This window comes from Litoreibacter ascidiaceicola (assembly GCF_900129235.1).
In the GTDB taxonomy this organism is placed as follows: domain Bacteria; phylum Pseudomonadota; class Alphaproteobacteria; order Rhodobacterales; family Rhodobacteraceae; genus Litoreibacter; species Litoreibacter ascidiaceicola.
Map to the genome: position 1 here is coordinate 273,667 of NZ_FQUV01000002.1, position 26,518 is coordinate 300,184.

Below are 26,518 nucleotides of genomic sequence, written 5' to 3' on the forward strand. Positions count from 1 at the left end.
CCCAATCCGAAAAGCCGGCAGGCGGCGTTGGTCGCGGAGATTTGGTGTCCTGCGGCTGCGGGTTTGGAGTCGGGGGGGGTGCTTCATAGGCCATTTTAGCGGCCTCCTATTTAAAAATTTAAACTAACTATGAACAAATCCACCATAGCACTTTGACGCTCGGGTGTCAAAAATGAGGCGGAAATGTGACGGGGAGTTCAGGCAACAGTTAAGAATCACTATCGGCACGAATGCCTATGTGAACCGCAACATGTTGATAGGTTCGATAAGAAATACCCATATTTTGCAAATTTGCCACGGATTTCCCCCCTGTTCGAGGTCAATTAGCGATTGAGGGCCGTGCGTTCTTTTGCGAAACTGGCAGGAGCGGTCACAAAGAAATGGTCGCCGAGGCGGGTCGAATTATCCCAAGAACACGCGAGCAGGGCAAACCTTGTCGCAAAATCTCATTTTAAGGCGCGTGCTTTTGCGAGTGCGCGCAGCGTTTCGAGACGGGGACAATTGCATGAAGATCTGGGCCTCCCGCTTTTTTGCGGCACCAATTCTAGTCTTGGTATCGGTCATTTGGATAGGGCTCGGATTGGCCGCGACATCCGCACAGGCCACGACCTTCACATCTACTGTTCCCGGAACTTCGATCACCTTGCCCGACGATTACCCTGAGGCTGGCGGCGTCGCGATCGTCATGATTGGCCTGAACGGTAACATCTATTACCAGTTCTCTGATCCCGCCAACGCGTTTGTCGGCTTCAACAACCGCCCCAATCGTCCGGAGCTGGGCGGCAATCCCTTCACCGTGAATGATCCGATCCCGCTTGATTGCGGCTTTTCAGACTGTCGGGACTATTTCGGGGGTGGGCTTTCACGGGTCCATATCCGGTTCTCGGCCTATGATGGCGACACCCAGCCCGGCGGCTTCGACGAGAATGATATCACTTTGCGTTTGAACGGATTCAACGTGGGGAGTTGGTCCGGCCTGACGACCGAACGGACCAATGATAGCGGTACGCGGTCCTTCGGGTTTAGAACCGGTTTCGGGAACAACACGTTTAATACGGGTTGGTTCACGTCCTCCAACTCCGGATTAATGGAGTCGCTTCTGAACACGGGGCCGACAGGTCAGACAACCATTCAGGTTTTCGACGACGACCCGAACGACAACTACTGGGATTTCCAGCGCGGACCCAGCTTACAGAACCCGAACATCCAAACAGTTGCTCCAGGCATGACGATCGAGAAGTCTGCCAGCCCGACCACCTATGACGATGTCGGGGACGAAATTACTTACACCTTTGTTTTGAAAAACATCGGCTCCGTTCCGATCAGGAATGTAGGCGTTATTGATGACAGGATCAGCGCGCAGGGTGGAAGCGTCACCTGCGACGATCAGGACATTTTGGACAGCCCGTCCGGTGCTGCCCAACCGTTTCAAACGATTTGTCGTGCAACGTATACAGTTACGCAGGCTGACATCGAGGCCGAGCAGGTCACCAACGTTGCAACAACACAAGGCACCCCCGATTTTGGTGTATTGGGAGCTGTTACGGATACCGAGACTGTCACCGGCCCACCTGCAATACCCTCGATTTCCCTCGAAAAAACAACAATAAGTGCGGCGTTCGGAGCGGCGAATACAACCGTTCCCTATGAATTTAGCGTCGAGAATACCGGCAACGTCACGCTGACGGACATCACGGTCACGGACCCGAATATCCCCGGTCTGTCATGCACCTTTGCCACAATGTTGCCGGACGCTGTCGAAACTTGCGCGGGAACATACACGGTATTGCAAGCCGACGTGGACAATTTTGCCGCGGGCACGCTGCTTCGAAACGATGCCGAGGTCACCGCAGACGCGGCGACAGGTGGGGTCGTACAGGATACGGACTTTGTGGAATTAACCGGCCCAGCGGCAGCGCCCGCATTGACCATCGTAAAGCGTGCCTTGACCGGGACGTATGATAGCGTCGGTGATGTCGTCCAATACGCGTTTGATGTAACGAATACTGGGAACATCACCTTTCCTGCGCCGCCATCTGTGACCGACAGCTTGGGGATTCCGGTGACGTGTCCCGCTGGCGCCATGGCGCCAGGACGGCAGATCACCTGCACGGCGGAAATTTCCGTGACGCAGCCTCATATTGATGACGGTCAGATCGACAATACCGCCACCGCAGAAATCTCGATTGCAGGCGTTAACCTGTCTGAGAGTGACAGCGCTTTGGTGACAGCCACGCGCTCGACCGGACTGACATTGACCAAGCGTTTGGCGTCCACCAGCCCGACAAGCTTCGCGGCAGACGCGATCACGCTCAGCTACGAATATGTTCTGCGGAATACGGGAAATGTGACGCTTGAGGCCGTCGGCGTTGTTGATGACAAAACGACTGTGAGTTGCCCCGCATCCGTGATCGCTCCGATGTCCCAGATCGTGTGCACCGCAGTTTACAACACCTTGCAGGAGGATGTGAACGATGGTGGCGTGACAAACAAAGCGACAGCATCCGCCACCCCGCGCGGCGAGACCGTCGCTGTCGAAAGCGTGGAGCAAGAGCTGACGGTGCCAGCCGTCCAGACACCATCTTTGGCACTGGCAAAAAGCGCCGGTGCGCCAGCCCCCAGCTTTAGCCTTGGCGCGACGATCACCTACACATTCGATGTGACGAACGACGGCAATGTCGACAATCCGGGTCCGATCACCATCACAGATAGCAAACTTGGCGCGCCATTCGAGTGCTTCGCTGGGCCTTTGCTTGCAGGGACTGCGCAAAGCTGTACGCGCGATTACACACTGACCACGGCTGATTTGCTGTCCGGCTTGGTCGTAAACTCTGCGACCGCAAGTGGCGGTGGTGTAACATCGCCCAGCGATGGCGCAACCGTTTCCAACAGCGACACGCCCGAAGTGACGCTGACCAAGACGGCATCGCCTTCGCCCATTCCCGCTGGCGTGACCTCCGTTACATATACGTTCAACGTCCAAAACACAGGTACGGCGCAATTGCTGTTGGCGACCAACCCGATCACGGTCAATGACCCGAAGGTCGGAGCGATCGATTGCTCGGCGCAACCTGCAACGCTCGATGCGCCGACACTCCTTACGGCAGGGGAGTCGTTCGACTGCACGGCGAGCTACACCTTAACGCAGGCGGAGATTGACGCGGGCGAGGTCGTGAACACGGCGTCGGCGTCCTTCCCGTTCAACGACGGCTCCGGCGTGCAGACGATTACATCGGACACCGCAACAGCGACGACACCGATTGCGGAGAACTTGCAGTTCACCTTCGCCAAGACCGGACCTGCGAGCTTCATCAATGTGAGTGAGGTGTTGAGCTACAGCTTTGACATCGAGAATACCGGCAATGTCACGATGACGTCCTTTTTGCTGACCGATGACCTGATTAGCAACGCAAGCTGCCCGGTGAGCAGCTTGGCACCGTCTGCGTCCACCACCTGTACCGGCAGCTATACAGTCACCCAAACGGACGTTGACGCGGGAACTGTACTTAACAGTGCCAGCGTGACGGGCCTTTCCGCTTCGGGCAGCCAAGACACGCAAACCGATAGCTCTACCGCGACGCGCGCGGCTCAACCCACCGACCGCGTATTGAGCGTCGACAAAACTGCCAACCGCTTGGACTTCACGGCGGTCGGGCAACAGCTGATCTATGCAATCGAGGTGACCAATGACGGGTTGCAAACCCTGACGAACCTGACTGTCACGGACGTTCTTGATCCGGCATATAGCTGTAACATTCCGACCCTCGCCCCGGGCGCGTCCAGCAGCAGCTGCACTTTCTCGCATGTCGTGACGCAAGACGACATCGACGCTGGTCAAGTGGTCAACCTTGCGACCGCGTCGGGTTCTGGTGCCGCGTCTCAAACATCTGGTTTGACCATTCCGGGACCCACCCGAAACGCGAGTTTCACCGCCGTGAAAGACGCGCTGTCCGGCTATACTGTTGACGGTGATTCAATCACCTATCGCTTTACCGTGACCAACACTGGCAACGTGCGCATCAACGGTGTTCAGGTTTCCGACCGTGGTCAAGTGTGCACGACGATCGGAACGCTAGAGCCGGGTGAGGTCGACAATTCGTGCCAGTTTACCTTCCTTGTTACTCAGGCCGATGTGGATGCGGGCAGTGTTGTAAACACCGCGACTGTCACGGGTACAGGTGCGGACGGGACACCGCTAACCGTGACCCCACAGGAAACCGTCACAGGTCCGCTTGAAGCGCCTGCATTGACGGTCACAAAAGTCGAAGATGACACCAGCGGTGATTTCGGTTTACCGCTCACCTCCGAGAGCTACACCATTTCGGTGATCAATAGCGGCAATGTCACCCTGAACAATATCTCTGTCACCGATGCGCTGATCGGGCTGGATTGTATCGTGCCGACCTTGGCTCCTTCCGCCACTGCGACCAGTTGTGACCCCGTCGGTGGTGGGGCATCCGTTCCGATGACGGGCAGCTACACGATTACCCAAGCGGATGTTGATCGCGGATCGTTGAGCAACACCGCAAGCGCATCCGGTACAACGATCAATGGTACGACCGCTACGGATAGTGCAACAGTCGAGCTGGACAGTCCGGTACAAACCCGCTCGTTGGGTGTTGTGAAAACAAGCGACCTGACCGGTAACTTCGACACGCTTGGCCAGATGATAACCTACAGCTACGATGTGACCAACACCGGCAATACGACCCTGCCGAATGCAATCACCGTCGCGGATAACAAAATCACTTCGGTTACTTGTGATGCCCTTCCCGCAGGCGGGCTGCCACCGATGGGGGTTGTCACGTGCACGGGAACCTACGCCATCACGCAACCTGATATTGATGCAGGCTTCGTGACCAACACTGCGAGCGCGACTACAACGACAACGGCGGGCTCGGTCACGTCGCCGGACGTTGTGCTTACACTGAACGCTGACCAAAATTTCGCCATGACCTTGGACAAGCGCTTGAAAAGCACGTCAGCCGTCAGCTTTTCGGCAGCGGCCGCACCGATTACCTATGAATATGTCGTGACCAACAGCGGGAACACGACGATCACGGACGACATAAAAATCAACGACGACCGCTTTGGCACGGATTTGGTTTGTACGACTGCCGATTTGGCCCCAACAGCGCAAATCATCTGCGAACAGCCATACAGTACAACCCAAGGTGACGTGAATGACGGCGAGGTGACCAACACCGCCACCGCCTATACGGGGCCTAACCTTGGAGCCGCAACACTCAGCTCCAACAGCGACAGCGTGACTGTACCAGCGTTGCAAAATCCGCTTTTGGTTGTTGAAAAGAACTTTGTCTCGGCCTCGGGGCTGCCGGTTTCAAATCCGGGTTTCTTCGAGGGGCAAGAGCTCACTTATGACTTCGTCGTCACAAATAGCGGGAATGTCTCGATCACCGTTGATCCTGCGACGGTCATCAGTGACCCGAAGATCGGCCCGTTCACCTGCACCGGAATACCAACGGTACTGGAGCCATCTGACACCTATACCTGCACAGGTCCGGCGTCGCCTTACACCGTCACGGCAAACGACATCATTCTTGGGTCCGCTGTCAATGTGGCGACCGCAACGGGTACACTGCCTGACGCCAGTCAAATTCTGTCTGCGCCGAACAGTGCAATCTATCCATTGAACGTAGCGCCCGCGGTGTCCGTGCTCAAACGCACCGAACCGGCAACGGGTGTGACCTTTGCGGCGGTAAATGACGAGATTGATTACGTCTACGAGGTGACCAATACGGGCAATACCGGCTTGCCATCCCCAGGGACCGTGACGGATGACAAATTTCCGGGTGAAACCATCACCTGCGTTGACCCGTCGGGAGGCACGTTCGCACGCATAATCGACGAGCCGACGGAAATCGCAATCTGTACCAGAACCTACATCGTGACGCAGGAAGACCTTGATCGGGGAAGTGTAACTAACGTCGCCTCTGCGACGACGAGCTTTGCGGGTGATCCGGTGCAGTCCCAACCTGCCACACTTACCGTCAATGGCGATGTTGAGGCTCTGGTTGCGCTGACCAAAGAGGTGTCACCGACCACGCCAGCGTCCGCAGGCGATATATTGACCTACACGCTGACCGCGACGGCCTCGGGCAACCAAACCATTTTGGGCGCTACGATTTCCGATCCGTTGCTTTCATCTCTCAGCTGCCTGCAATCTGGTGCGAGTGTTACCAGTGCAGACCTTGACCCGAACGGCGACCCGCTGATTTGTACGGGGTCGCTGACCGTAACGCAGGCAATGGTCGATGATCAGGAAGTCCGCAACACCGCAAATGTGCGCGGCGCCGCCCCTGACGGGTCGATCGTCTCAGCTGATACCGAAAATGTACTGGGAGTCGATGCTCCGAATGACGAGCTTACTATCACGAAACGGATCAGCCCTGCGCCGATCAGCGGAACCGACCCAGCCTATACCCAACCGGGTCAAGTGGTCACATTCATCGTTGAGGTTGAAAACACGGGCAACATCACGGTCGACAACATCAATGTCACCGACGACCTGATCGCAGGGACCTGTAATGTCGGCACGCTGGCGCCTGGGGATAGTAACAGCAGTTGTGTGTTCACCCTTACAGTGATGCAAGACGAGGTCGATGCCGGTTCGTTCACCAACGAGGCGACGGCATCGGGCACACCACGTGCTGGAACCGGTCCGACAGTCGGGATCGACGATGTATTGGTTCTCGGACCGCCCGCGGAACCTGCCATTGCGTTTAACAAAGAAGCCAATGTGACCGACTTCTCGGCGGCAGGTGACGTGATCACCTATACGTTTACGGTCGCCAACGCGGGCAACGTGACGCTGTTCGCGCAGCCTTTTGTGACTGATACGACGATTCAGCCTGCCCCCTTCGCCTGTGGCACAATTCCGGCAGGTGGCCTTGCGCCGCAGGAGTTTGTTTCGTGCACGCGGGATTATCCCGTCACGCAAGCCGACGTGGACGCGGGAACGATTACGAACAACGCGAGTGCCACCAGCACCGAAGCCCCGACGCCTGAAGTCGCTAGCGCAACAACCACTGGCACGCGCACGCCGGGTGTGAGCCTGACAAAAACACCGTCGATTACAGCAGACGCACAAATCGGTAACGTAATCGAGTACACCTATCGTGTGAGCAACACAGGCAACGTGACCCTTGATGCGGTGACGATGGCGGATACGCATTCCAGCGCCACGACCACAGCGCCCCTGAGCATCGCTGGCGATGTGCAAGTCGTTGATGCGGGTATTGCCAACGACTCGACCGATGCGGAAGCTAACGGTATATGGGATAGCCTCGCACCTGGTGATGCGGTTGAATTCAGTGCCGAATATACGGTCAAGCAAGCCGATATCGACGCGAGGCAGGTGTTGTCCAATACCGCAAGCGTCAGCACGTCCAGCCCTGCCGGGACAACCCCGCCAAGTGACAGCGTAACGGTCAATGTGCCGGTCGAAGTGTCAAACCCGGGTATTGACGTTGAAAAGACAGTGACAGGAAGCACCGGCAGTGCCGCTGATGACGTCGTGAGTTTCGAGATCGTTGTTCGCAACACTGGTAATGTAACGCTCGCAACACCGGTTCTCGACGACGATCTGACCCGAAACGGGGGCGCTGTTCTCGCTTTGACCACGGGTCCCACCCTTGCGTCCGGGAATGCCGCACCCTTGGCTACTCTCGATGTGGGCGAAGTCTGGACCTATCAGGCGAGCTACACCCTGACCCAAGCCGATGTGGATGCCGGAGGGATCGACAACACGGTGCTTGTAACTACCACGTCACCGGACGGAACGCCCGTTTCAGACCGATCTGGCAACGGCTTGCCCGGGGGCGAAGACAGCCCAACGCCGTTCGACATCGACGTTGATCCACAAATCTCGTCGTTGAAAACCATAACCTCAAGCACGGTCGCCGTGGATGAGGTGGTGACGTTCCAGATCACCGTTACAAACGACGGCAATGTCACCCTGAGTAGTGTGAGTGTTGACGATACGCTGACGCGTACGGATGGAACTGTTCTGGCGCTCGACGCGCCGGTGGCTTTCGCGGGCGCTGACAATGGGTCGCCTCAGGGAACGCTTCTGCCGGGCGAGGTCGCGACCTACACCGCGCAATACACCTTGACCCAAGCTGACATCGACGCGGGTGGTATTTCGAACACCGCGGAGGTCAGCGGCACGCCCCTAAGCGGTGTTCCCGTTACGGATACATCCGATGACGGAGACACTGGAGCGGGGGATACCGGCGACGATCCGACGGTTCTGGACATTCCCGAAGATCGCGCGATTGAGCTGGTTAAACAACTGGTGGATGGCGAACCTGCGAATTTCACCGAAGATGGCGCCATCCTGCGATATGAATTCGTGGTGACCAACGCGTCCAACGTAACGCTGACCGACGCGATTACGATCAACGACCCCCTGATCACCGATGCAGGGGGTACGATCACCTGTCCTGCGCCACCAGTTGCTCCGGGTGAAAGCATCAGTTGTTTCGGGGACTATGAGGTTCTGCAATCTGACGTGGATGCCGGAGGTGTCGACAACGCAGCCACCGCAACCAGTGGTGCCACAACTAGCCCCGAGGCGACGTTGACAGTGCCATCTGTGCAGAACCCGGCGATGGAGCTTTTGAAAGAAGCCGAGGAAGTTCTGGCAACGGACTTCTTCACCGGTGCCGAAATTACCTACACCTACACGGTGACCAATACGGGCAACGTGACAATCTTCGATCCGATCACGGTCGAGGATAACCTGATTGATACGGTGGTTTGCCCAACACCTTTCCCAACGGAAGGGATCGCTCCGGACGGAACCTATGTCTGTACGGGCACCTACTTTGTAACGGCCATCGATGCGGATCTTGGACAGGTCACCAACACTGCGAATGCGACCGATGGCACCACACCCAGCCCGACCGTCACGGAAACCATCCCTGATACCGCGACCCCCTTGCTGGAGATCACCAAGACTGCCGAAGCAGGTGCGACTTTTGCGGAGGTGGGTGACGAGATCACCTACACATTCGAAGTTCTCAATGCGGGGACGCGAACCTTTGCCTCCGTTGTGACGGTCTATGACAACCGTCTAGGCGAAATCATCTGCTTCGATCCCGCTGCAGATCCGACAAACGACCCCGATTTCCGCGCGGGTGAGGTGCTGACTTGCATGGGCACCGACCAAGTGACGCAAGAGGATTTGGACGCGGGTGAAGTGACCAACGAGGCCTATGCACAAACGCTGTTCGGGGCGGCTGACACTCCGGTCAGCTCAACACCGGTAGACGTGACCGTTGCGGCGGATTTAGCACCGGATCTGACGTTCTCCAAAGTGTCGAGCCCGAACCCTGCAGGCGCTGTTGGCACAGATATTACCTATACGTTTACGGCGACCAACACAGGGAACCAGACCCTCAACACGGTAAGCGTCAGCGATCCCGCCTTTCCGACGCTGGTCTGCTCCGCGCCGGAATTGCTGCGCGGGGACAGCCTGACTTGCACCGCGACATATGAAATCACGCAAGACAACATTGATGCAGGCGAAGTGCTGAACACGGCGACGGCCACGGCACAGACACCGCAAGGTGGCGAACTGGAAGAGACCAGCGCAGAGACGACGATAATGCCGGCTGCCAATCCGCTTATGTCAGTGGTTAAGCGCCCGAGCGTGTCGCCCTTTGGCCCTGTAGGCAGCTCTGTCACCTACACATTTGACGTGAACAATGACGGCAACGTGACGCTGTTCAATGTCGCGGTCGATGACAGCCTGGACAGCGGTCCTGCGTGCGAGATCGCGCGGCTGAATGTCGGGGCTACGGATAGCAGTTGTTCGTTCACGCTTGAGGTTGATCAGGCGCTGGTCGATGCGGGCAGCGTAACCAACACTGTTGACGTCACCGCTACGGATCAACTGGGCAACCCAGCAGATGCCACGGCGACAATTACCACGACTGGCCCGATGCAAGCGCCGTCACTTGAGGCCACAAAGGTGGTCAGCTTTAGCGGTGTCGCTGTCGGCGATGTGGCCAGCTATACCTTGCAGGTCGAGAACACCGGGAACGTCACCCTTGATAATGTGAACGTGACCGACTTGATGACGCGAAACCTGAATGGGCGCAGGGTTACGCTAGACAGCCCGTTTGCACTGGTCGCGTCAAGCGATGCGGATGGTGATGGCCGGTTAGATGTGGATGAAACTTGGGTCTACACCGCGACCTTCACGCTGACCCAAGCGGATTTGAATGCTCAGGGCGTATCGAACACGGTGGTCGTTGATGCCGAAGGGCCGGGTGCCACGCCGGTGACCGACACATCGGACAACGGCAACGATGGTGATGGCAACATGTTGGATGATCCGACCGTGGTTTCGATCACGTCGGACCCGCGCCTTGTGGTAACCAAAGACGTCGTATCGGCAGGCTCCATTGCAGGCGAGCAAGTGGTCTTCCGCATCACTGCGGCCAACACCGGCAATGTCGATATTGATGGGGTCACGATCGACGACCAACTGACGCGAAACGGTGGCGGCGCGCTGGCGTTGACCACGGGGCCAACTCCGGTGGGCGATGCCAGCTTTATCGGAGCAGGCGAGCAGGTCACCTGGGATGCAACCTACACGCTGCTGCAAGAGGACATTGATGCGGGTGGCGTCGCCAACTCCGCGACCGTTTCAGGCACCGGCCCTGATGGTAGCGCAGTGAGCGACCTGTCAGCTGACGGAGACCCCTTCGATGGCAATGTCGAGGATGATCCAACCGTTGTGATCATTCCGGCGGCGCCAACCTTGGACGTGCTAAAACGTGTGGTTTCGGCGGATGAGCCGTTTGACGGTGGCCGCGTCGAGTTCGCGGTCGAAGTCGCCAATACCGGCAACGTGACCCTGAGCAGCGTTGCCTTGATCGAGAACTTGCGTCGGCTGGACGGCGCAGCGCTGACACCGACCAGCGTAAGCTTTGACAGTGCCACCGAAGGTTCGGGCGAAGGGACGCTGATCCCGGGTGAGACAGCGACCTACACCGTGAGTTACATCCTGACGCAAGACGATGTCGATGCGGGCGGGGTGAGCAACTCGGTTACTGCGACAGCGACAACACCGCTCGGTGGCCCGCTCTCTGATGTGTCCCGCGATGACGACCCATCGGATGGCAATGATGAGGACGACCCGACGATCGCGACGATCGAAGCCGCTCCGGCGAATACTTTCGTCAAAACGGCGTCGCAACCCGTGCCGCTCTTCCCGATGATCTATCAGGTGACGTTCACTCTGACGGTCGAGAATACCGGCAATGTGACCCAAGAGGGCTACCAGATCGCGGATGACCTGAGCGCCTTTGAGGGCTCGGCGGAAGTGTTGCGCGATGCGCCGTTCGGACTGTCGGTTCGCACCAGCGGCTTTACCAACGCGGCGGTCAATCCGTCCTTTGATGGGGCAGGCGACACCGCGACGTTGAGCGGGGATCCGACCCTTGCACCGGGCGAAACCGGAACGGTTGAAATTGATGTGGTCTACAGCACCGAAGGGGCGGGCGTGCCAGCGGACAACGTGGCAAATCTGACCTCCGGTCTTTTGCCAAGCCCGCAAAATGCGACCGCCAGTGTGGCCGTGACGGACAGTGACGGGGACGGGGTGCCAGACTCCCTAGAATCAGCGACAGCGGACCGTGACGGAGACGGCATTCCTGACGCAAACGATTACGATCCGACGGGCTATTTCTATTGCGAGGATGACGGACGCATTCTTGCGGGTGGCTCAATCTCGGTTACGGGGCCATTCGGCACACAAACCGGTGTCGGAACCAGCAACTTCATCACCATCGTGCGGGATGGCAGTGCAGGGGAGTTCCAGTTCTTTGTCACCCGCGCTGGCACCTACACGATCAATCCGACCTATCCTGCGTCCGGAGCTGTGTCGACAAGCCGTTTGGCAAACCCGACGCTCGACGCGACCAGCTTGCTTCCGGCCAATCCGGCCTCTATCGGGTCCTCGGAGTTTGGCACCACGGACCGTCTTGCGGACTTCTCCGCAGGGGCGAACCCGTTCTACCTGACCTTGACCTTCGAGGCGGGCGATCCGTTCATCCTGAACAACAATATCCCGCTGGAAAACTGCGCGGGAACGCCGGACTTGCAGGCAACCAAAGTTGCCGACCGCAATTCGGCTGTGTTCGGCGAGGCGGTGAACTTTACGCTGACCTTCACCAACAATACGCCGACGACAGTGACCAACGCGACATTGGTCGACCTGTTGCCAGCCGGTATGCTCTACACCCCCAACACCGCGCGCGTGGATGGGGCCGCGGTCGAGCCCACCGTGACAGGCTTGCGGCTAGAATGGCCGGGGCAGACCGTGACGCCGGGACAAACCATCAACCTGACCCTTTCTGCGCGGGTGGTGGCGAACGGCTCTTTCGGTGATCTGACCAACAGAGGGTTCCTTGCCAACGCCGCTGGTGCGCCGATTTCAAACGTCGCCACGGCTGTCGTGCGGGTCGAGCCGGAGCATGTGTTTGATTGCTCCGACATCATTGGCAAGGTCTTTGATGACAAGAACCAGAACGGCTATCAGGATCAGGGCGAGCCGGGCTTGCCCGGCGTGCGGCTGGCGACTGTGCGCGGGTTGCTGATTACCACTGACGAGCATGGCCGGTATCACGTGCCTTGTGCGGAGCTTCCAAAAGATATCGGCTCCAACTTCACGCTGAAACTCGACACGCGGACATTACCCACGGGCTACCGCGTGACCACGGAGAACCCGCGTGTGATCCGCGTTACGGCTGGTAAATTCGCCAAGCTGAACTTCGGCGCGTCACTGTCCAATGTGGTCGATATCGACCTGACCGCTGCGGCCTTCCTTGGAAACTCGTCCGAGCCGTCAGCGGCGTTGGAACGTGGTGTCGACGGGTTGATCGGGCAGATCAAATCGACCCCATCGGTACTGCGGCTCAGCTACATTCTGAAAGGCGAAGACCGGAAACTGGCAAATGCCCGTTTGAAGGCGGTTGAAAGCTTAGTCCGGGAGCGCTGGAAAGGCTCCGGCAGATACAAGCTCAACATCGAACGCAGCATCAAGCGTGTGCAGTAGGGGAGCGGGATTATGAAAATGAACAATACCTTACGCGCCGTTTTGATTGCCTCTACTTCCATGGTGTGGGGCGGGGCGGTAACTGCTCAAGAAGCGGATTTTGAAACCTCTTGCGCATTGGTCAACGGCGTTCTTCCTGCCAATTGTACGCAAGACAACGCGTCCGAAGTCGTTGTTGTCCCTGCGGGAGAGAACAACGAGCTGGATCGCGGCAACGCCGCAGTGGGCGGTGATGGCTTCCTGATCTCCATCGACGGCCAACCTGTCATCGGTGACACGCGGGTGGAAGACGAAATCCGAAAGACAGACATCGCGCTGTCGAATGCCGATGTGCAGGTGAAGTTCGACGGATTGGGTGCGGTGCCGCGTCTTGACCTTGTTGCCGTCGATCAAACCGAAGCTTTCGAAGCCGGTGACGTTGTCACATTCCGCTCGCGGACCAACTACCCTGCCTACCTGTCGCGCGGCGAGGTGCGCATGGTGGACATTGGCAACGCAGCGGGGCCGAAAACATTGGTCGTGGTGCCGGTGCAACCAAACGGCTCCGTCTCTGTGGCGATCCCCGAAGGCCGCGACGTTGTTGCCATTCATCGGGTGTATGACGCACGCGGGCGCTACAACGAAACTGAACCTCTTTCCCTACAAGGAAGTGACGACCGCGGATTGTTTACGCAAGCTGAGGAAGGCACCGACGCCACCCGTGTGCGTGGTATCCCGGTCTCCGGTGGAGCGATTACCGTCTACGGGAAAGGCGTGCGCGCAGGTGCAAATGTGCGAACCTTGGGAGAGACTGTTCAGCCGGATGCGGATGGCAGCTTCGTCGTGCAACGCATCCTGCCTGCGGGCGAACGCGATGTTGAGGTGCGGATCAGCGGGGCGGGTGAGGATATTTACCTGCAACGCTCGGTCGAAATTCCACGCTCTGAATGGTTCGGCGTGGCGACGGTTGATCTGACTTTCGGCTACCGTGAGGACGCGGGCAAGAACACTGCGGGCGGTGCCGTCGACAAGTATTACGACCGCGGACGTTTGGCCTTCTACGTGAAAGGCAAAACGCAGAAGGGCTGGAACATCACCGCCAGTGCCGACACGGGTGAAGACGAGTTGAGCGAGATATTCCGCAACCTCGACAAGAAAGACCCGCGCCACCTTCTGCTACGGCTCGACAGTGACAAGGCCTATCCGGTTTATGGCGATGACAGCACGATCGTCGAGGACGCGCCGACCTCTGGCAAGTTCTACTTCAAGGCCGAGCGGGAGGGTAATTTCGCCCTTTGGGGGAACTACAAAGGTCAGGTCAACGGATCGCATTTCCTGCGCAACGAACGCACGCTGTACGGCTTCCAAGGACATGTGCAGACACAAACGACGACGTCCAAAGGCGAGCCTCGGGCAGAGTTGGATTTGTATGCCGCGCAGCCAGATACGTTGCCGGGTCGGGATGTGTTCCGTGGCACTGGCGGCTCGGTTTATTTCCTGCAACGCCAAGACCTGTCCATCGGCTCTGAAACCATCGCCATCGAAATCCGCGACCCTGACACGGGCCGCGTGACCAGTCGCGAGGTTCTGGTCTACGGGCGCGACTATGACATCAACTACTTGCAAGGTGTCATCACGCTGACGCGGCCTTTAACGGGGGCTACGGGCGGTGGCACGGTGATCACTGACCCGTTGGGCGAGAACACCGTTCAATTGACGGTAAACTACGAGTTCACCCCGACCGCAGGAACCATCGATGGCTACGCCTATGGTGGGCGGGCGCAATTCTGGGCAACCGATAATCTGCGGTTCGGCGCGACGGGCCTGGTCGAGCAGACAGACATCGCCGACCAAACGGCCTACGGCGCGGACATGCGCTACGAGATTTCCGACACCACATTCCTGGAGCTTGAATATGCCCGCACAGAGGGGCCTGGGTTCGGGTCCAGCTACTCGTCTGATGGTGGGCTGATCGTGACCAACACAAATGCAGTTGGTGGTACGGGCGAGGCCTATATGGCCCGTGGGCAGGTCGATCTGAAAGACCTCAATCCGGACCTGAACGGCCAGCTTGGTGCTTATTACGAAAAGCGTCGGGCAGGCTTCTCGACGCTGGATTACCAAACCACCGTTGATGAGGAACTTTGGGGCGTTTACGGCGAGTACGCCCCAACCGAGCGGCTGTCTTACCGTCTTTACTATGATGATTTCACCGATGACGCGGGCAAGGTCGCTCGCGAGGGCGGGCTGGAAGTGACCTATAAGGTCAGCGAACGCCTGACCTACGATTTCGGCATCGAGCATATCGACAAGGTGACACCTGCGGGTGCGGCCGACGAGACGGGCAACCGCACCGACGTTGCTGTGCGCGCGACGGTCACGGTGAACCCGCAGTTGGAATACTCCGTGTTCGGTCAAGCGACGGTTTCTCGCTCTGGCGGGCTGGCCCGCAATCACCGTGTTGGTGCAGGTGTGAAGTACCAGTTCGCACAGAATTGGACCTTCGAGGGCGAAATCTCCGACGGGTCGCGCGGGGTAGGGGCCTTGGCGCTGCTGTCGTATGACAATGGCGAGGATGGCACTGCCTATTTCGGATACACCCTTGATCCCGGCCGCAGCTATAACGGCGTGGACCTGAGCGGAAAGGACCGAGGTCAGTTCGTGGTTGGTGGTACCCGCCGCATGAGCCAAGCGGTCGATGTCTATGCCGAGAATACATATGATCTGTTCGGGCAGCACCGGTCGCTAACCTCGACTTACGGGATCAACTACGCACGGTCCGAATTCCTGCGCTACTCGGCCTCTGTGGAGGTTGGCCGCGTGGACGATAGAGCGAACGGTGACTTTGATCGCACCGCGCTGTCCTTTGGCGTGCGGTACGAAAACCAGACGGGTGTAACAGGCACCGCGCGCTTGGAATACCGACGTGACCGCGGGGTGTACAACAACACCAGCCGTGACGGTGACACGATCGCTCTGGTCTCGACGCTGCGCTACAAAATCGATGAAGAGCAACGGTTGCTGTTCAGTTTTGATGGCAGCTACACCGACACTGACGGCTCCTCGATTCCTGACGGGCGCTATGCGGAGCTGACTTTGGGTTATGCCTATCGCCCCATTGAAAACGACCGGCTGAACGTGCTGCTCAAATACACCTATCTGCATGACCTTTACGGGCAGGAAGTGGACGGCACCAATGACCCCGGCCCGCGCCAAAAAAGCCATGTGCTGTCTTTGGATGCGTCCTACGACCTGAACCGTAATTGGACCTTGGGCGGCAAGCTGGGTGGCCGCTGGTCGCAAAGCTCTCCGGATGCAACGACGGCGTTTCAGGACAATGATGCGTGGCTGGCCGTGGCCAATGCGCGGTATCACCTGACCCATAAATGGGACGTTTTGGTCGAAGGGCGCGCTTTGCGGGCAGAGCAGGCGGGCGTCACGGAATACGGCGTTTTAGGTGCCGCGTATCGCCATATCGGGAACAACTACAAGGTAGGTGTCGGGTATAATTTCGGGAAGTTCTCGGATGATCTGACGGATCTGACCTATGACGACAAGGGCATGTTCATAAACCTGATCGCGAAGTTCTAATCAGGGCGCAGCAGTGGCCTACTGACTGAGGATGATCGACCGATAGCGATTGAGAAGGCGCGCATGCCAAAAAACAAATACTACTCCGGCCCGGTGAGTGACCATTTCGACGGCGTGCGGTTCTATTCTCCCGGCCAGCCCTCGCCTGATCGTTCGCTGCGTGATCTGCTGCGGTGGCAGCGCGAAAGCGGGCGTGCGCGCTGGCCCAAATCCGTACCAGTGACCCCGTCGAAGCCTCCCGCGAACAGCGACTTGCCGCATCTGACAATGGTGGGCCATGCGTCGGTATTGATCCAAGTTGCGGGCGTGAACATCCTAACAGATCCCGTCTGGTCCGACCGCGCAAGCCCGTTGAGCTTCCTCGGCCCCAAACGCGTCACCGCCCCGGGGATTGATTTTGGCGATCTGCCGAAGATCGATGCGGTTCTGCTGAGCCACAACCACTACGATCATCTGGACCTTTCAACACTCAGGCGTCTGGAGGCACAGCACCGCCCGCTGATAGTGATGCCGCTTGGCACAGACGCGACCGTCCGCAATGCCATCGGAACCGCGCGGATAGCGTGCAACGACTGGAACGACAGGATCGCCCTGTCGCCCGAGGTGTCCGTTAGCCTGACACCCGCTAACCATTGGTCATCGCGCGGGGTACGTGACCGACGCATGGCTTTGTGGAGCGGTTTTTGGATTGATTGTCCGGCGGCTCAGATTTGGTTTGCAGGGGATACAGGCTATGGGGATGGGAAGATTTTCCACGACATTCGACGCCGACACGGTTCGCCTGACATCGCCCTGATCCCGATTGGTGCGTACGAGCCACGCTGGTTCATGTCGAACCAACATGTCGCCCCCGAGGAGTCGGTGCGCATTTTCCGTGATGTTGGTGCTAAGCAAGCGCTCGGATTCCACTGGGGGACGTTCCAGTTGACCCACGAGGCGCGCGAGGCACCTAAAGAACTGTTGCTGAGATGTGTGCTTGAAGCAGGGATAAACCCGGAGCGATTTCCTGCGTTTGGACCCGGCGAGGTTTATTCAATGCAGACGGCCCGATAATCCGAACAGGATGTTCGCCACAGCATTTATGCCAAGCGCAAATGCAATGTGCTGCTTGTCTTCAAAGGGGAAAATGGCTCCGACGGTAGGGATCGAACCTACGACCAATTGATTAACAGTCAACTGCTCTACCGCTGAGCTACGTCGGAACGGTGAGGCGCGTATAGCAAGCGCGATTCCGGTCGTAAAGAGGGTTTTGCCCAAATAATTCAGATAACTGAAAACCGGCTTGTTGCGCTGAGTTTGTGCTCGGGTTTCACAAGTTTGCGCTCTGAAAGATCAATCAGATGGGCAATGACATTTCGCTCGGCTGCGGGCAGAAGTGCGGGGTTTACGTCTGTATAGATCCGCGCTGTAAGCTCCTTTGGTGTTTGAAGCCCTGATTTCAAAGAGGCAAGTATTTGGGATTCGCGCATTCGCCGATGTGTGAGCAATTCCTGAAGTCTGGCAGACGGGTTATCCACGGGCTTTCCATGGCCGCTAAAATAGGTCGCAACCGGATCGCGCTTCGCCAGCATCTCCAGAGAGGCCATGAAATCCGTCAGATGCCCGTCGGGCGGGGACACCATGGATGTCGCCCAACCCATCACCAGATCACCGCTGAAAATTGCATCTCCCTGATGCCAGTGGAAACACAGATGGTTTCCCATATGGCCAGGGGTGTGGAGCGCGGTGAGACTCCAATCGGACCCGTCAACACGGGTGTCATGGGCAAGGGTGACGTCGGGCAGGAAGGTCGAATCGATGCCTTCGCCGCCGCCCAAATCTGTGAACGAGGCCATCACCTCCGCACGTCCGGCAGCGCTGCTCCCAAATCCGTAAACCTTCGCACCAGTGATCTGCGCCAAGACCATCGCCAACGGGGAATGGTCGATATGGGAATGGGTCACGAAGATATGGCTGATGCGTTGATGTGCCTCTAGCGCAGAAAGAATAGCGGCCAAGTGCTCTTCATCCGGCGGGCCTGGGTCGATTACGGCAATATCCCGCGTGCCAAGCAGATATGTGTTGGTGCCTGTGTAGGTCATGGGCGAGGCGTTCGGGGCAAGGATGCAGCGCAGCCCCGCTGAAAGGGTCACGGGCTGCCCCGCTTTGCGCGTGTCTTGCTCGGAACGTGCCATCGCTCTTTTCCTTTCGGCGAAGGGGCTTTACGGTCCGGAACATGGCACGGTTCTCAATCAAGCGCTACCTTCCACGCAGCCTGTACGGGCGAGCGGCACTGATCCTGTTGGTGCCGATCGTGACGATCCAGCTGGTCGTGTCCTTCGCCTTTATCCAGCGCCTTTATGAGGACGTCACCGCGCAGATGACGCAGAACATCTCGGTGGAGTTACAGTTGTTGCTGGACATCGTCGAAAGCGCCGGCAACGTCGAAGAAGCGGCCACGAAACTGGTCCAGACTGCGAACGCTTTGGATATTGATGTGACATTCCCGGGGGCAGACGTGCAAGAGAGACGTCGCTTTACGGATTTGTCCGGACGGGCGATCCGCGAGACACTCGACCAGCAATTTGAGACACTGCGTGCGGTTGATCTGGTAAGTCTCGACAAAACCGTTCAAGCCAGCTTGGAGACGTCGAAGGGCGTCCTCGAAGTGGCGTTCTCGCGGCGACGGGTGGCTGTCTCCAACCCGCATCAATTGCTGGTGTTGATGTTGTTCACGGCTGTGTTGATGACGGTGATCTCATATCTGTTCTTGCGCAACCAGCTGCGTCCGATCCGACGTCTGGCCCGTGCGGCGGAGGCGTTTGGTAAGGGCCGGAACGAGCCATACTATCCGGGTGGGGCGTTGGAAGTGCGCTCGGCTGGTGCTGCCTTTTTGAACATGCGTGCACGGATCGAGCGGCAAATCGAGCAGCGCACGCTGATGTTGTCGGGCGTAAGCCACGATCTGCGCACGCCGCTCACCCGCTTGAAGCTGGGGCTGTCGATGCAGCCGGACACTGAAGAGATCAAGGATTTGATTGGCGACGTCGACGAAATGGAGCGATTGATCGAGGCATTTCTGGATTTCGCCAAAGCTGACGCGCAAGAAGAGTTGGAGCGCGCTGATCCCATCGCTTTGGTCAAGGACCTTGTTGCGAATGCACAAAGGTCAGGCAAGTCGGTTGAACTCGCAGGAGAAATTCCCGACGCTGTGGACATGAAGCTTCGCCCGCTTTCCGTGCGTCGCGCCGTCGAAAACTTAATAAACAACGCAGTGCGGTACGGGACGGTAGCGCAGGTGGAAATCGCAGTGCTGGAAACAGCGTTGCGGATCAGTGTCGAGGATAACGGTCCAGGTATTCCCGAGGCACGGCGCGAGCAGGCGGTAAAAGCCTTTTCGCGGCTGGATGCATCACGCAATCAAAATGCAGGCTCCGGTGTCGGGCTGGGACTGGCAATCGCGGCGGATGTGGCACGGTCCCATGGCGGCACATTGCGGCTGGGTGACAGCGATCACCTCGGTGGGTTGAAAGCGGAACTGGTGCTGCCGCGATAGGGGAGAAGTGGTAGGCCCGGCAGGACTTGAACCCGCAACCAAAGCGTTATGAGCGCTCTGCTCTAACCAGTTGAGCTACAGGCCCCCTAGGAACGGATGGCTACCAGACCGAACGCCCGCGTCAAGTCTCTTAGGCGCATCAATTGCGAAAGTGCGGCGGGTGTTTTAAACCAAACCCGAAATCAAAAGGAACATGTGATGGATACCGGTTATCTTCTGAAGCGCTACGCCGTGGTCTCTGTAATCACCATGTTCGCGGTGCTTGTTATCTCGTACCTGCTGGAAGTGTTCGTGGGGTTCGACATAGGCTCAGGCGGTTCAATCGCCACCGCACTTGTTCCCGCCATGGATGCAGGCCAAACCTACGCGCGCCGTGTTAAGAAGCAGCCCGAAAGCGGGTTCGCGTGGAAACTTTCGGCGGTTTTCGTGGTGATCAACGCCGCTTTGGGTCTCGCGTTCTCGTTGGTGTTTGTCATGGCGTTCGGCGGATTGGCTGATGTGTCCGAGTTATTGAGCGGAGTAGGTCCTGTCGGTTGGGTCATCATTATCGCCATCGCATTTGCGATCTATTGGCTCGCAAGCCGCTTTTTCTTCGGATTTGGCGCGAAAAACGAGCTGAAGATGCAAGAAAAGCTGGCGGCGAAGAAGCAGCCATAGACACGTGCCCGCTGGCTTGCTAGGTCGGCGCAACTCTAATCTGCTGCCGGATGTGACCCCATGACCAAAACCCCGAAGAACGGTTTAACCTATGCCGACGCTGGTGTGGATATTGATGCTGGCAACGCGCTGATCGACCGGATCAAGCCCGCTGCCGCTGCCACCAAACGCTCTGGCGTGATGGAGGGCTTGGGCGGTTTCGGGGCATTGTTCGACCTAAAAGATGCAGGGTTCAAGGACCCGATTTTGGTGTCTGCCACCGACGGGGTCGGGACCAAGCTGCGTATTGCCATCGACACTGGCCATTATGACACCATCGGCGTCGATCTGGTCGCCATGTGCGTCAATGATCTGGTATGCCAAGGCGCGGAACCGCTGTTGTTTCTCGACTACTTCGCAACTGGCAAGCTGGACCTTGATACGGCCACGACGATCATCAACGGGATCGCGGCGGGCTGCGAGGCTTCCGGCTGCGCGCTTATCGGTGGTGAAACCGCCGAAATGCCCGGCATGTATAGCGAGGGTGATTTCGATCTGGCCGGATTCTCGGTCGGCGCAATGGAGCGCGGGACTGCCTTGCCGCAAGGCGTGGCAGAAGGGGACGTTCTGTTGGGCCTCGCATCGAGCGGTGTTCACTCCAACGGGTATTCTTTGGTGCGCAAAGTTGTTGAGACTTCCGGTCACGGCTGGAACGATGCCGCTCCGTTCGCAGAAGGGCAATCCTTGGGGGAGGCTCTGCTGACCCCGACACGCCTCTATGTGAAATCTGCCTTGACTGCGGTTCGGGCAGGGGGCGTGCATGCGCTGGCCCATATCACCGGCGGAGGTCTGACCGAGAACCTGCCACGGGTTTTGCCTGAAGGTTTGGGGGCTGAGATCGACCTTGGCACATGGGAGCTGCCCGGCGTGTTTTCTTGGATGGCAGGTGTCGCGGGCATCGAAGAAGCCGAGATGTTGAAGACCTTCAATTCGGGTGTCGGCATGGTGTTGGCCGTTGACCCACACGCGGCAGAAGCGCTGACCAGCGTATTGCAGGATGCTGGCGAGACAGTGTTCCGCATCGGGGCGGTCACGCCGGGCGAAGGCGTTCGCTATTCGGGCCGCCTGCTTTGAAAAAAGTAGCCATTCTGGTGTCAGGTGGCGGCTCGAACATGCTGACACTGTGTAGCAGTATGGTGGGTGACCATCCGGCGAGACCGGTATTGGTCCTGTCAAACGACCCCAGTGCGAAAGGGTTGAGATATGCCGCTGCGCGCGGGCTAAGCGTGGCTGCCGTGGATCACCGGAAATTTGGAAAAGACCGCGCAGCATTCGAGGCTGAACTGATAACGCATCTAGATGCGGTCGGGCCTGACATCATCTGCCTTGCAGGTTTCATGCGGGTGCTAACCGCGGGCTTTGTTGAGCGTTACGCAGGACGGATGCTCAATATCCATCCCTCACTTTTGCCCAAATACAAAGGGTTGAACACCCATGCCCGTGCGCTGGAAGCCGGTGATGCAGAGGCGGGGTGCTCGGTCCATGTGGTGACACCGGAACTCGATGACGGCCCCATCCTTGGGCAGGCCCGCGTTACTATTGAACCAGGCGAGTCAGCTGCAAGCTTGGCGGCCAAAGTGCTTGTGCAGGAACATCGGCTTTACCCCGCCGTTTTGCGCCGTTTCGCAGAAGGTGAACAAGGGGTTCTGGAGTTGACGTGAGGCTTGGGCTTCCCTTTTGCGCCTAAACGGCCTAATAAAGAGCAGGCTCGGGGGCGGTCTACAAAGAACAACAACAACAAGCGATTACCCGAAGAACTTACATGCCATCAGACATCATTACGATCACGACCACCGAAGAATTGTCCGCATTTTGCGAGCGGGCAAGGGGCTTCCCTTACGTCACCGTCGATACGGAATTTTTGCGCGAACGCACCTATTATGCGAAGTTGTGCCTGATTCAATTGGCCATTCCCGGGGACGACCGCAACGACGCTGTTCTTGTCGATCCGATCGCGGGCGGGGACATGTCGCTGGAGCCGCTCTACGATCTATTCCGGGACGAGAACGTGGTGAAAGTATTCCACGCAGCGCGGCAGGATCTTGAGATTTTCTACGTCGAAGGCGGCGTGATTCCGAAACCATTATTCGATACGCAAGTCGCCGCGATGGTGTGCGACTTTGGCGAACAGGTCGGCTACGAGACGTTGGTCCGCAAGATTGCGAAAGCGACGGTCGACAAGTCGTCCCGCTTTACGGATTGGTCCCGACGTCCACTCAGCGATGCGCAAAAATTGTATGCTTTGGCTGATGTGACCCACCTGCGCGACATCTACGAGTATCTGTCCAAACGCCTTGAACGCACGGGGCGCAAGCCTTGGGTCGAGGAAGAAATGGCAATTCTTCGCGCACCAGAGACCTATGTCGTGGACCCAGAGGCCGCATGGCGCCGGGTCAAAGTGCGCTCGAACGCGCCCAAATTCCTTGCCATTGTGCGGGAATTGGCCAAGTTCCGTGAAACTTACGCGCAGGAACGAAACATACCGCGAAGCCGCGTCTACAAAGATGACGCGTTGCTTGAGCTTGCCTCCACAAAGCCAAAAGATGAACGCGACATTGGCAAATCCCGCTTGTTGCTGCGTGATGCCCGCAAGGGGCCGATTGCGGATGGTATCATAGCTGCTGTAGCTGCCGGTGTATCTTGCCCGCCTGATAACATGCCGAAAGTTCCGCCTGCGCGGGATCGATCAAGCATGAATTCAGCCTTGGCAGACCTGCTGCGCGTAATGCTGAAAGCGAAAGCTGAGGAGGTTGGAATTGCTCAGAAGCTGATCGCAACAGCATCCGATCTGGACGACATCGCCTTGGGCGAACGCGACGTTCTAGCCCTGAAGGGCTGGCGATCAGAAGTGTTCGGACTGGACGCATTGCGCCTTTGCGGGGGAGAACTAGCGCTCTCGTGCTCCGGAAGTTCAGTAAAGATTATAGAGCTTTAAGCGCAGTTGTTAACGCTGCACGGCACGCCGGTTGCTTTGGCCGATGACCGTAATCGTGCGCACCTTGTTCAACCTGTTCGTCGAAACAGCCCGCGCCACGAAAATCTCGCGAGAGCGCTGTGTGCTTTGACGGGTTTGAGTTACAGGTGGCGAGACGCGGAACTCGTAAGTCAGCGTGCTGAGGTCGTCGCGATCAACCTCCAGCAATTCAGCATTCCAGTAGCCCTGCAAGGACGGCAACCCGACGGCGCGAATAATCGCGCCCTCCGGCGTTGGTTCCACTTTCAGTGAAACAACTTGAGCAACAAACGGACGAGGATCACGCAAAAGGGCTTCGTCGGTGACGGCTACGGTCTCGGCGCGGTCGCGGCCAAACCAGTTGAACGGATTAACACGTGAGTCGCGGATGCGTCCGCATGCGCTCACGGTCAGGCTTATCGCCAGAATTGCTAAAATGGTGCGTGTCATTGCTCGAGTCCCCGCCAGCGCCTGTGTTTCCCAATGGAGTAGCGCAACCGAGAGGACTTGAAAAGTCCGGCCTGCACTGGACGACGTGGAACCAGCGGGTTAACTGCAGAGGAACACTCATCGAAAGGTGCACAGACCATGGCGCAAGAGGCGTTTGAAGACATAGTTGAGACCTTTGAATTTCTGGATGATTGGGAAGATCGCTATCGTCATGTGATCGACATGGGCAAGGCAATGGACCCGCTGGATGACGTGCTGAAGGTTCCTGCAACCAAGGTTGACGGTTGTGCGAGCCAAGTTTGGCTTCACCCAAAGGTAGAGCAGGGCGTGTTCACCTTTGTCGGCGATAGCGACGCGATGATTGTGCGTGGCCTAATTGCTGTGCTGAAGGGGCTGTATTCAGGGCTGGCCGTTGCCGATGTCGCCAAAGTTGACGCCGTCGCCGAATTGGGCCGCCTTGGGCTGAACGAGCATTTGTCCGCGCAACGCTCCAACGGCGTGCGCGCGATGGTCGAACGCATCCGCGCAGTAGCTGCGGCCGCTTAAGCCTGCGACGTTAACGCAGTTTCAAGATCGCCGTATCCGGTAAAGCGGTACTCGTATTCCAACCCCAGAAATTCGGCACAGGCTTTGGCTTTTTCCTCCAAGGCTGCATCGCGGCTTTGGGCCTGATAGACCAGCTTTTCGTAATTGCCGAAATACATGTCGCGCAACTCGGGGTGGCGGTCGAGCCCTAGGGGTTTGGTCACAAATGCATCGAACTGGCGGCACAGAAAATCGGTTAGGTAGAACGATGTGACTTCGTTACGCGCCTCGAAAGCCGCGTTGCCATCGTAAAAGCTGTAGCAGTGGGGCCCGTCGACCATATCCACACCCATCTCGTCACATGCGGCTTTCAGCAAACCACCTGTGCCGCAATCGGCATAGACGACGAATATCTTGTCGAAACTGTCACGGTGCTTGGCGACCGCGTCGCGCACGGCAGGCACGATCTTTTCCGGCGTGTTGTGCAAAATAGCTGGAAGACAGGCGAGGGTCATGTGGTCCCAGCCATTGCCTTCCTTTACCGCCAGTATCTCCCGTGCAAGCGCCCCGCAGGCCAACAGCAAAACCTTGCCCGCGCCTTGTGGTGCGAGGCCTTGGTCGCGAAGCGTGCTGTCGTCAGGTGTCATCTCGGTCGAGCCTTTTGTGAAGGGCGCGGATCAACAGACCCGCAAGCATCGCCAGCGGCAGCAGAGCAGGAATTGCTCGCGCCGCCTGACCCTGCGGTTGCATCTGTGAAAACACGAATACGGTTAGCCCGGCGGCCACGACCACGTAGCACAAAATCAGGGCAAGGCGCGTGAAAGGCATGGCAGGTGTCCTCGAAAGACGGGCATGATTGCTCTGAGTGCGCGGGACGTCAAGCGTTAGCATAATAGGAAACGGGCCCCGCAGGGCCCGCCATGCACTGCACTAATCGACTGTTTAGCCAGCGGCCATTTGGTTGTGTTTGCGGGACATAAACTCTTTCGCCGTCTCCACCGCGACAGCTGCATCACGACAATAGGCGTCGGCACCGATGGCTTTGCCGAACTCTTCGTTCAGCGGTGCGCCACCAACCAGCACGGTATAGTCGTCACGGATGCCCTTTTCGACCATCGTGTCGATCACGACCTTCATATATGGCATCGTCGTTGTCAGCAGGGCGGACATGCCCAGAATATCCGGTGTCTCTGCCGCCAGAGCGTCAAGATACGCCTCAACAGAATTGTTTATACCGAGGTCGATAACCTCAAAGCCGGCACCTTCCATCATCATGCCGACAAGGTTTTTGCCGATGTCGTGGATGTCGCCCTTTACCGTGCCGATCACCATTTTGCCGACGCGCGGGGCACCGGTTTCGATCAACAGCGGCTTGAGGATTGCCATCCCGCCCTTCATGGCGTTGGCAGCCAGAAGAACTTCCGGAACAAACAAAATGCCGTCGCGGAAGTCGTTGCCAACGATGGTCATCCCGCCGACCAAGGCCTTGGTCAGCACGTCGTAGGGTTCCCATTTGCGCTCTAGCAAGATGTTAACGCCTTCTTCGATCTCTTCTTTGAGACCGTCGTAAAGGTCGTCGAACATTTGCGCGACAAGCTCTTCATCGTCGAGTTCCGACAGGATGATATCGTCTTCTTCGTCTGACATAGGTTTAGAACTCCTCAACACGCGCGTAGGCGTCGTGGTCTTGCGTTAATAA

General features: G+C 57.9%; 14 protein-coding genes and 2 tRNA genes. 9 read left to right on the forward strand and 7 right to left on the reverse strand.

The features are described 5' to 3' along the window. The first annotated feature begins 505 nt into the window (after positions 1–505). From BUB72_RS04490 to BUB72_RS04500, 3 genes are all read left to right on the forward strand, one after another. Complete coding sequence (locus BUB72_RS04490; protein WP_073141131.1) at positions 506–13,090, forward strand: DUF7507 domain-containing protein; 12,585 nt, start codon at positions 506–508, stop codon at positions 13,088–13,090. A gap of 12 nt (positions 13,091–13,102) precedes the next feature. Then, on the forward strand, positions 13,103–16,660 hold the full coding sequence (locus tag BUB72_RS04495; RefSeq protein ID WP_083588563.1) for a porin family protein: 3,558 nt from the start codon (positions 13,103–13,105) through the stop codon (positions 16,658–16,660). A 63-nt stretch (positions 16,661–16,723) separates the two neighbouring features. Continuing rightward, positions 16,724–17,713: an MBL fold metallo-hydrolase gene (locus BUB72_RS04500; protein WP_073141132.1), complete on the forward strand. Its 990-nt coding sequence runs from the start codon at positions 16,724–16,726 to the stop codon at positions 17,711–17,713. A gap of 74 nt (positions 17,714–17,787) precedes the next feature. On the opposite strand, the gene BUB72_RS04505 is transcribed toward BUB72_RS04500, so the two are convergent. Both BUB72_RS04505 and BUB72_RS04510 read right to left on the reverse strand, forming a co-directional pair. Then, positions 17,788–17,862, reverse strand: a tRNA-Asn gene (locus BUB72_RS04505). A 60-nt stretch (positions 17,863–17,922) separates the two neighbouring features. Then, the gene (locus BUB72_RS04510; protein ID WP_073141133.1) at positions 17,923–18,834 is read right to left on the reverse strand and encodes an MBL fold metallo-hydrolase; all 912 of its coding nucleotides are present in this window, start codon (positions 18,832–18,834) and stop codon (positions 17,923–17,925) included. A gap of 41 nt (positions 18,835–18,875) precedes the next feature. Here BUB72_RS04510 and BUB72_RS04515 point away from each other — a divergent pair, with 41 nt between their 5' ends. Continuing rightward, positions 18,876–20,195 carry an ATP-binding protein gene (locus BUB72_RS04515; RefSeq protein WP_073141135.1) on the forward strand — a complete coding sequence of 440 codons (1,320 nt, stop codon included), beginning with the start codon at positions 18,876–18,878 and terminating at the stop codon, positions 20,193–20,195. An 8-nt stretch (positions 20,196–20,203) separates the two neighbouring features. Here BUB72_RS04515 and BUB72_RS04520 read toward each other — a convergent pair. After that, a tRNA-Ile gene (locus tag BUB72_RS04520) sits at positions 20,204–20,280 on the reverse strand. A gap of 113 nt (positions 20,281–20,393) precedes the next feature. On the opposite strand from BUB72_RS04520, the gene BUB72_RS04525 reads away from it, so the two are divergent. The 4 genes from BUB72_RS04525 (at position 20,394) to rnd (ending at position 23,826) form a co-directional block, all read left to right on the forward strand. After that, complete coding sequence (locus BUB72_RS04525; RefSeq protein WP_073141138.1) at positions 20,394–20,852, forward strand: ABZJ_00895 family protein; 459 nt, start codon at positions 20,394–20,396, stop codon at positions 20,850–20,852. 60 nt (positions 20,853–20,912) lie between these two features. Next, positions 20,913–21,965, forward strand: coding sequence for a phosphoribosylformylglycinamidine cyclo-ligase (purM, locus tag BUB72_RS04530; RefSeq protein ID WP_073141139.1), 1,053 nt, complete (start codon positions 20,913–20,915; stop codon positions 21,963–21,965). Continuing rightward, the gene (gene purN / locus BUB72_RS04535; RefSeq protein ID WP_073141141.1) at positions 21,962–22,552 is read left to right on the forward strand and encodes a phosphoribosylglycinamide formyltransferase; all 591 of its coding nucleotides are present in this window, start codon (positions 21,962–21,964) and stop codon (positions 22,550–22,552) included. The genes purM and purN overlap by 4 nt, the downstream gene beginning before the upstream one ends. Before the next feature lie 113 nt (positions 22,553–22,665). Next, positions 22,666–23,826 carry a ribonuclease D gene (gene rnd, locus BUB72_RS04540; protein ID WP_073141701.1) on the forward strand — a complete coding sequence of 387 codons (1,161 nt, stop codon included), beginning with the start codon at positions 22,666–22,668 and terminating at the stop codon, positions 23,824–23,826. 9 nt (positions 23,827–23,835) lie between these two features. Here rnd and BUB72_RS04545 read toward each other — a convergent pair whose 3' ends face one another. Further along, positions 23,836–24,294, reverse strand: a complete 459-nt coding sequence (locus BUB72_RS04545; protein ID WP_073141142.1) for a hypothetical protein — start codon at positions 24,292–24,294, stop codon at positions 23,836–23,838. 138 nt (positions 24,295–24,432) lie between these two features. Here BUB72_RS04545 and BUB72_RS04550 point away from each other — a divergent pair, with 138 nt between their 5' ends. Then, entirely contained in the window at positions 24,433–24,840 is a 408-nt protein-coding gene (locus BUB72_RS04550) for a SufE family protein (protein WP_073141145.1), read from the forward strand. Here the strand turns inward: BUB72_RS04550 and BUB72_RS04555 are convergent. From BUB72_RS04555 to BUB72_RS04565, 3 genes are all read right to left on the reverse strand, one after another. Beyond that, positions 24,837–25,466, reverse strand: a complete 630-nt coding sequence (locus tag BUB72_RS04555; protein WP_073141147.1) for a DUF1638 domain-containing protein — start codon at positions 25,464–25,466, stop codon at positions 24,837–24,839. The two genes, BUB72_RS04550 and BUB72_RS04555, sit on opposite strands and share 4 nt — an antisense overlap. Beyond that, entirely contained in the window at positions 25,456–25,647 is a 192-nt protein-coding gene (locus BUB72_RS04560; protein WP_073141149.1) for a hypothetical protein, read from the reverse strand. The genes BUB72_RS04555 and BUB72_RS04560 overlap by 11 nt, the downstream gene beginning before the upstream one ends. 114 nt (positions 25,648–25,761) lie before the next feature. Continuing rightward, the gene (locus BUB72_RS04565) at positions 25,762–26,466 is read right to left on the reverse strand and encodes a corrinoid protein (RefSeq protein WP_073141150.1); all 705 of its coding nucleotides are present in this window, start codon (positions 26,464–26,466) and stop codon (positions 25,762–25,764) included. Positions 26,467–26,518: the final 52 nt, after the last annotated feature.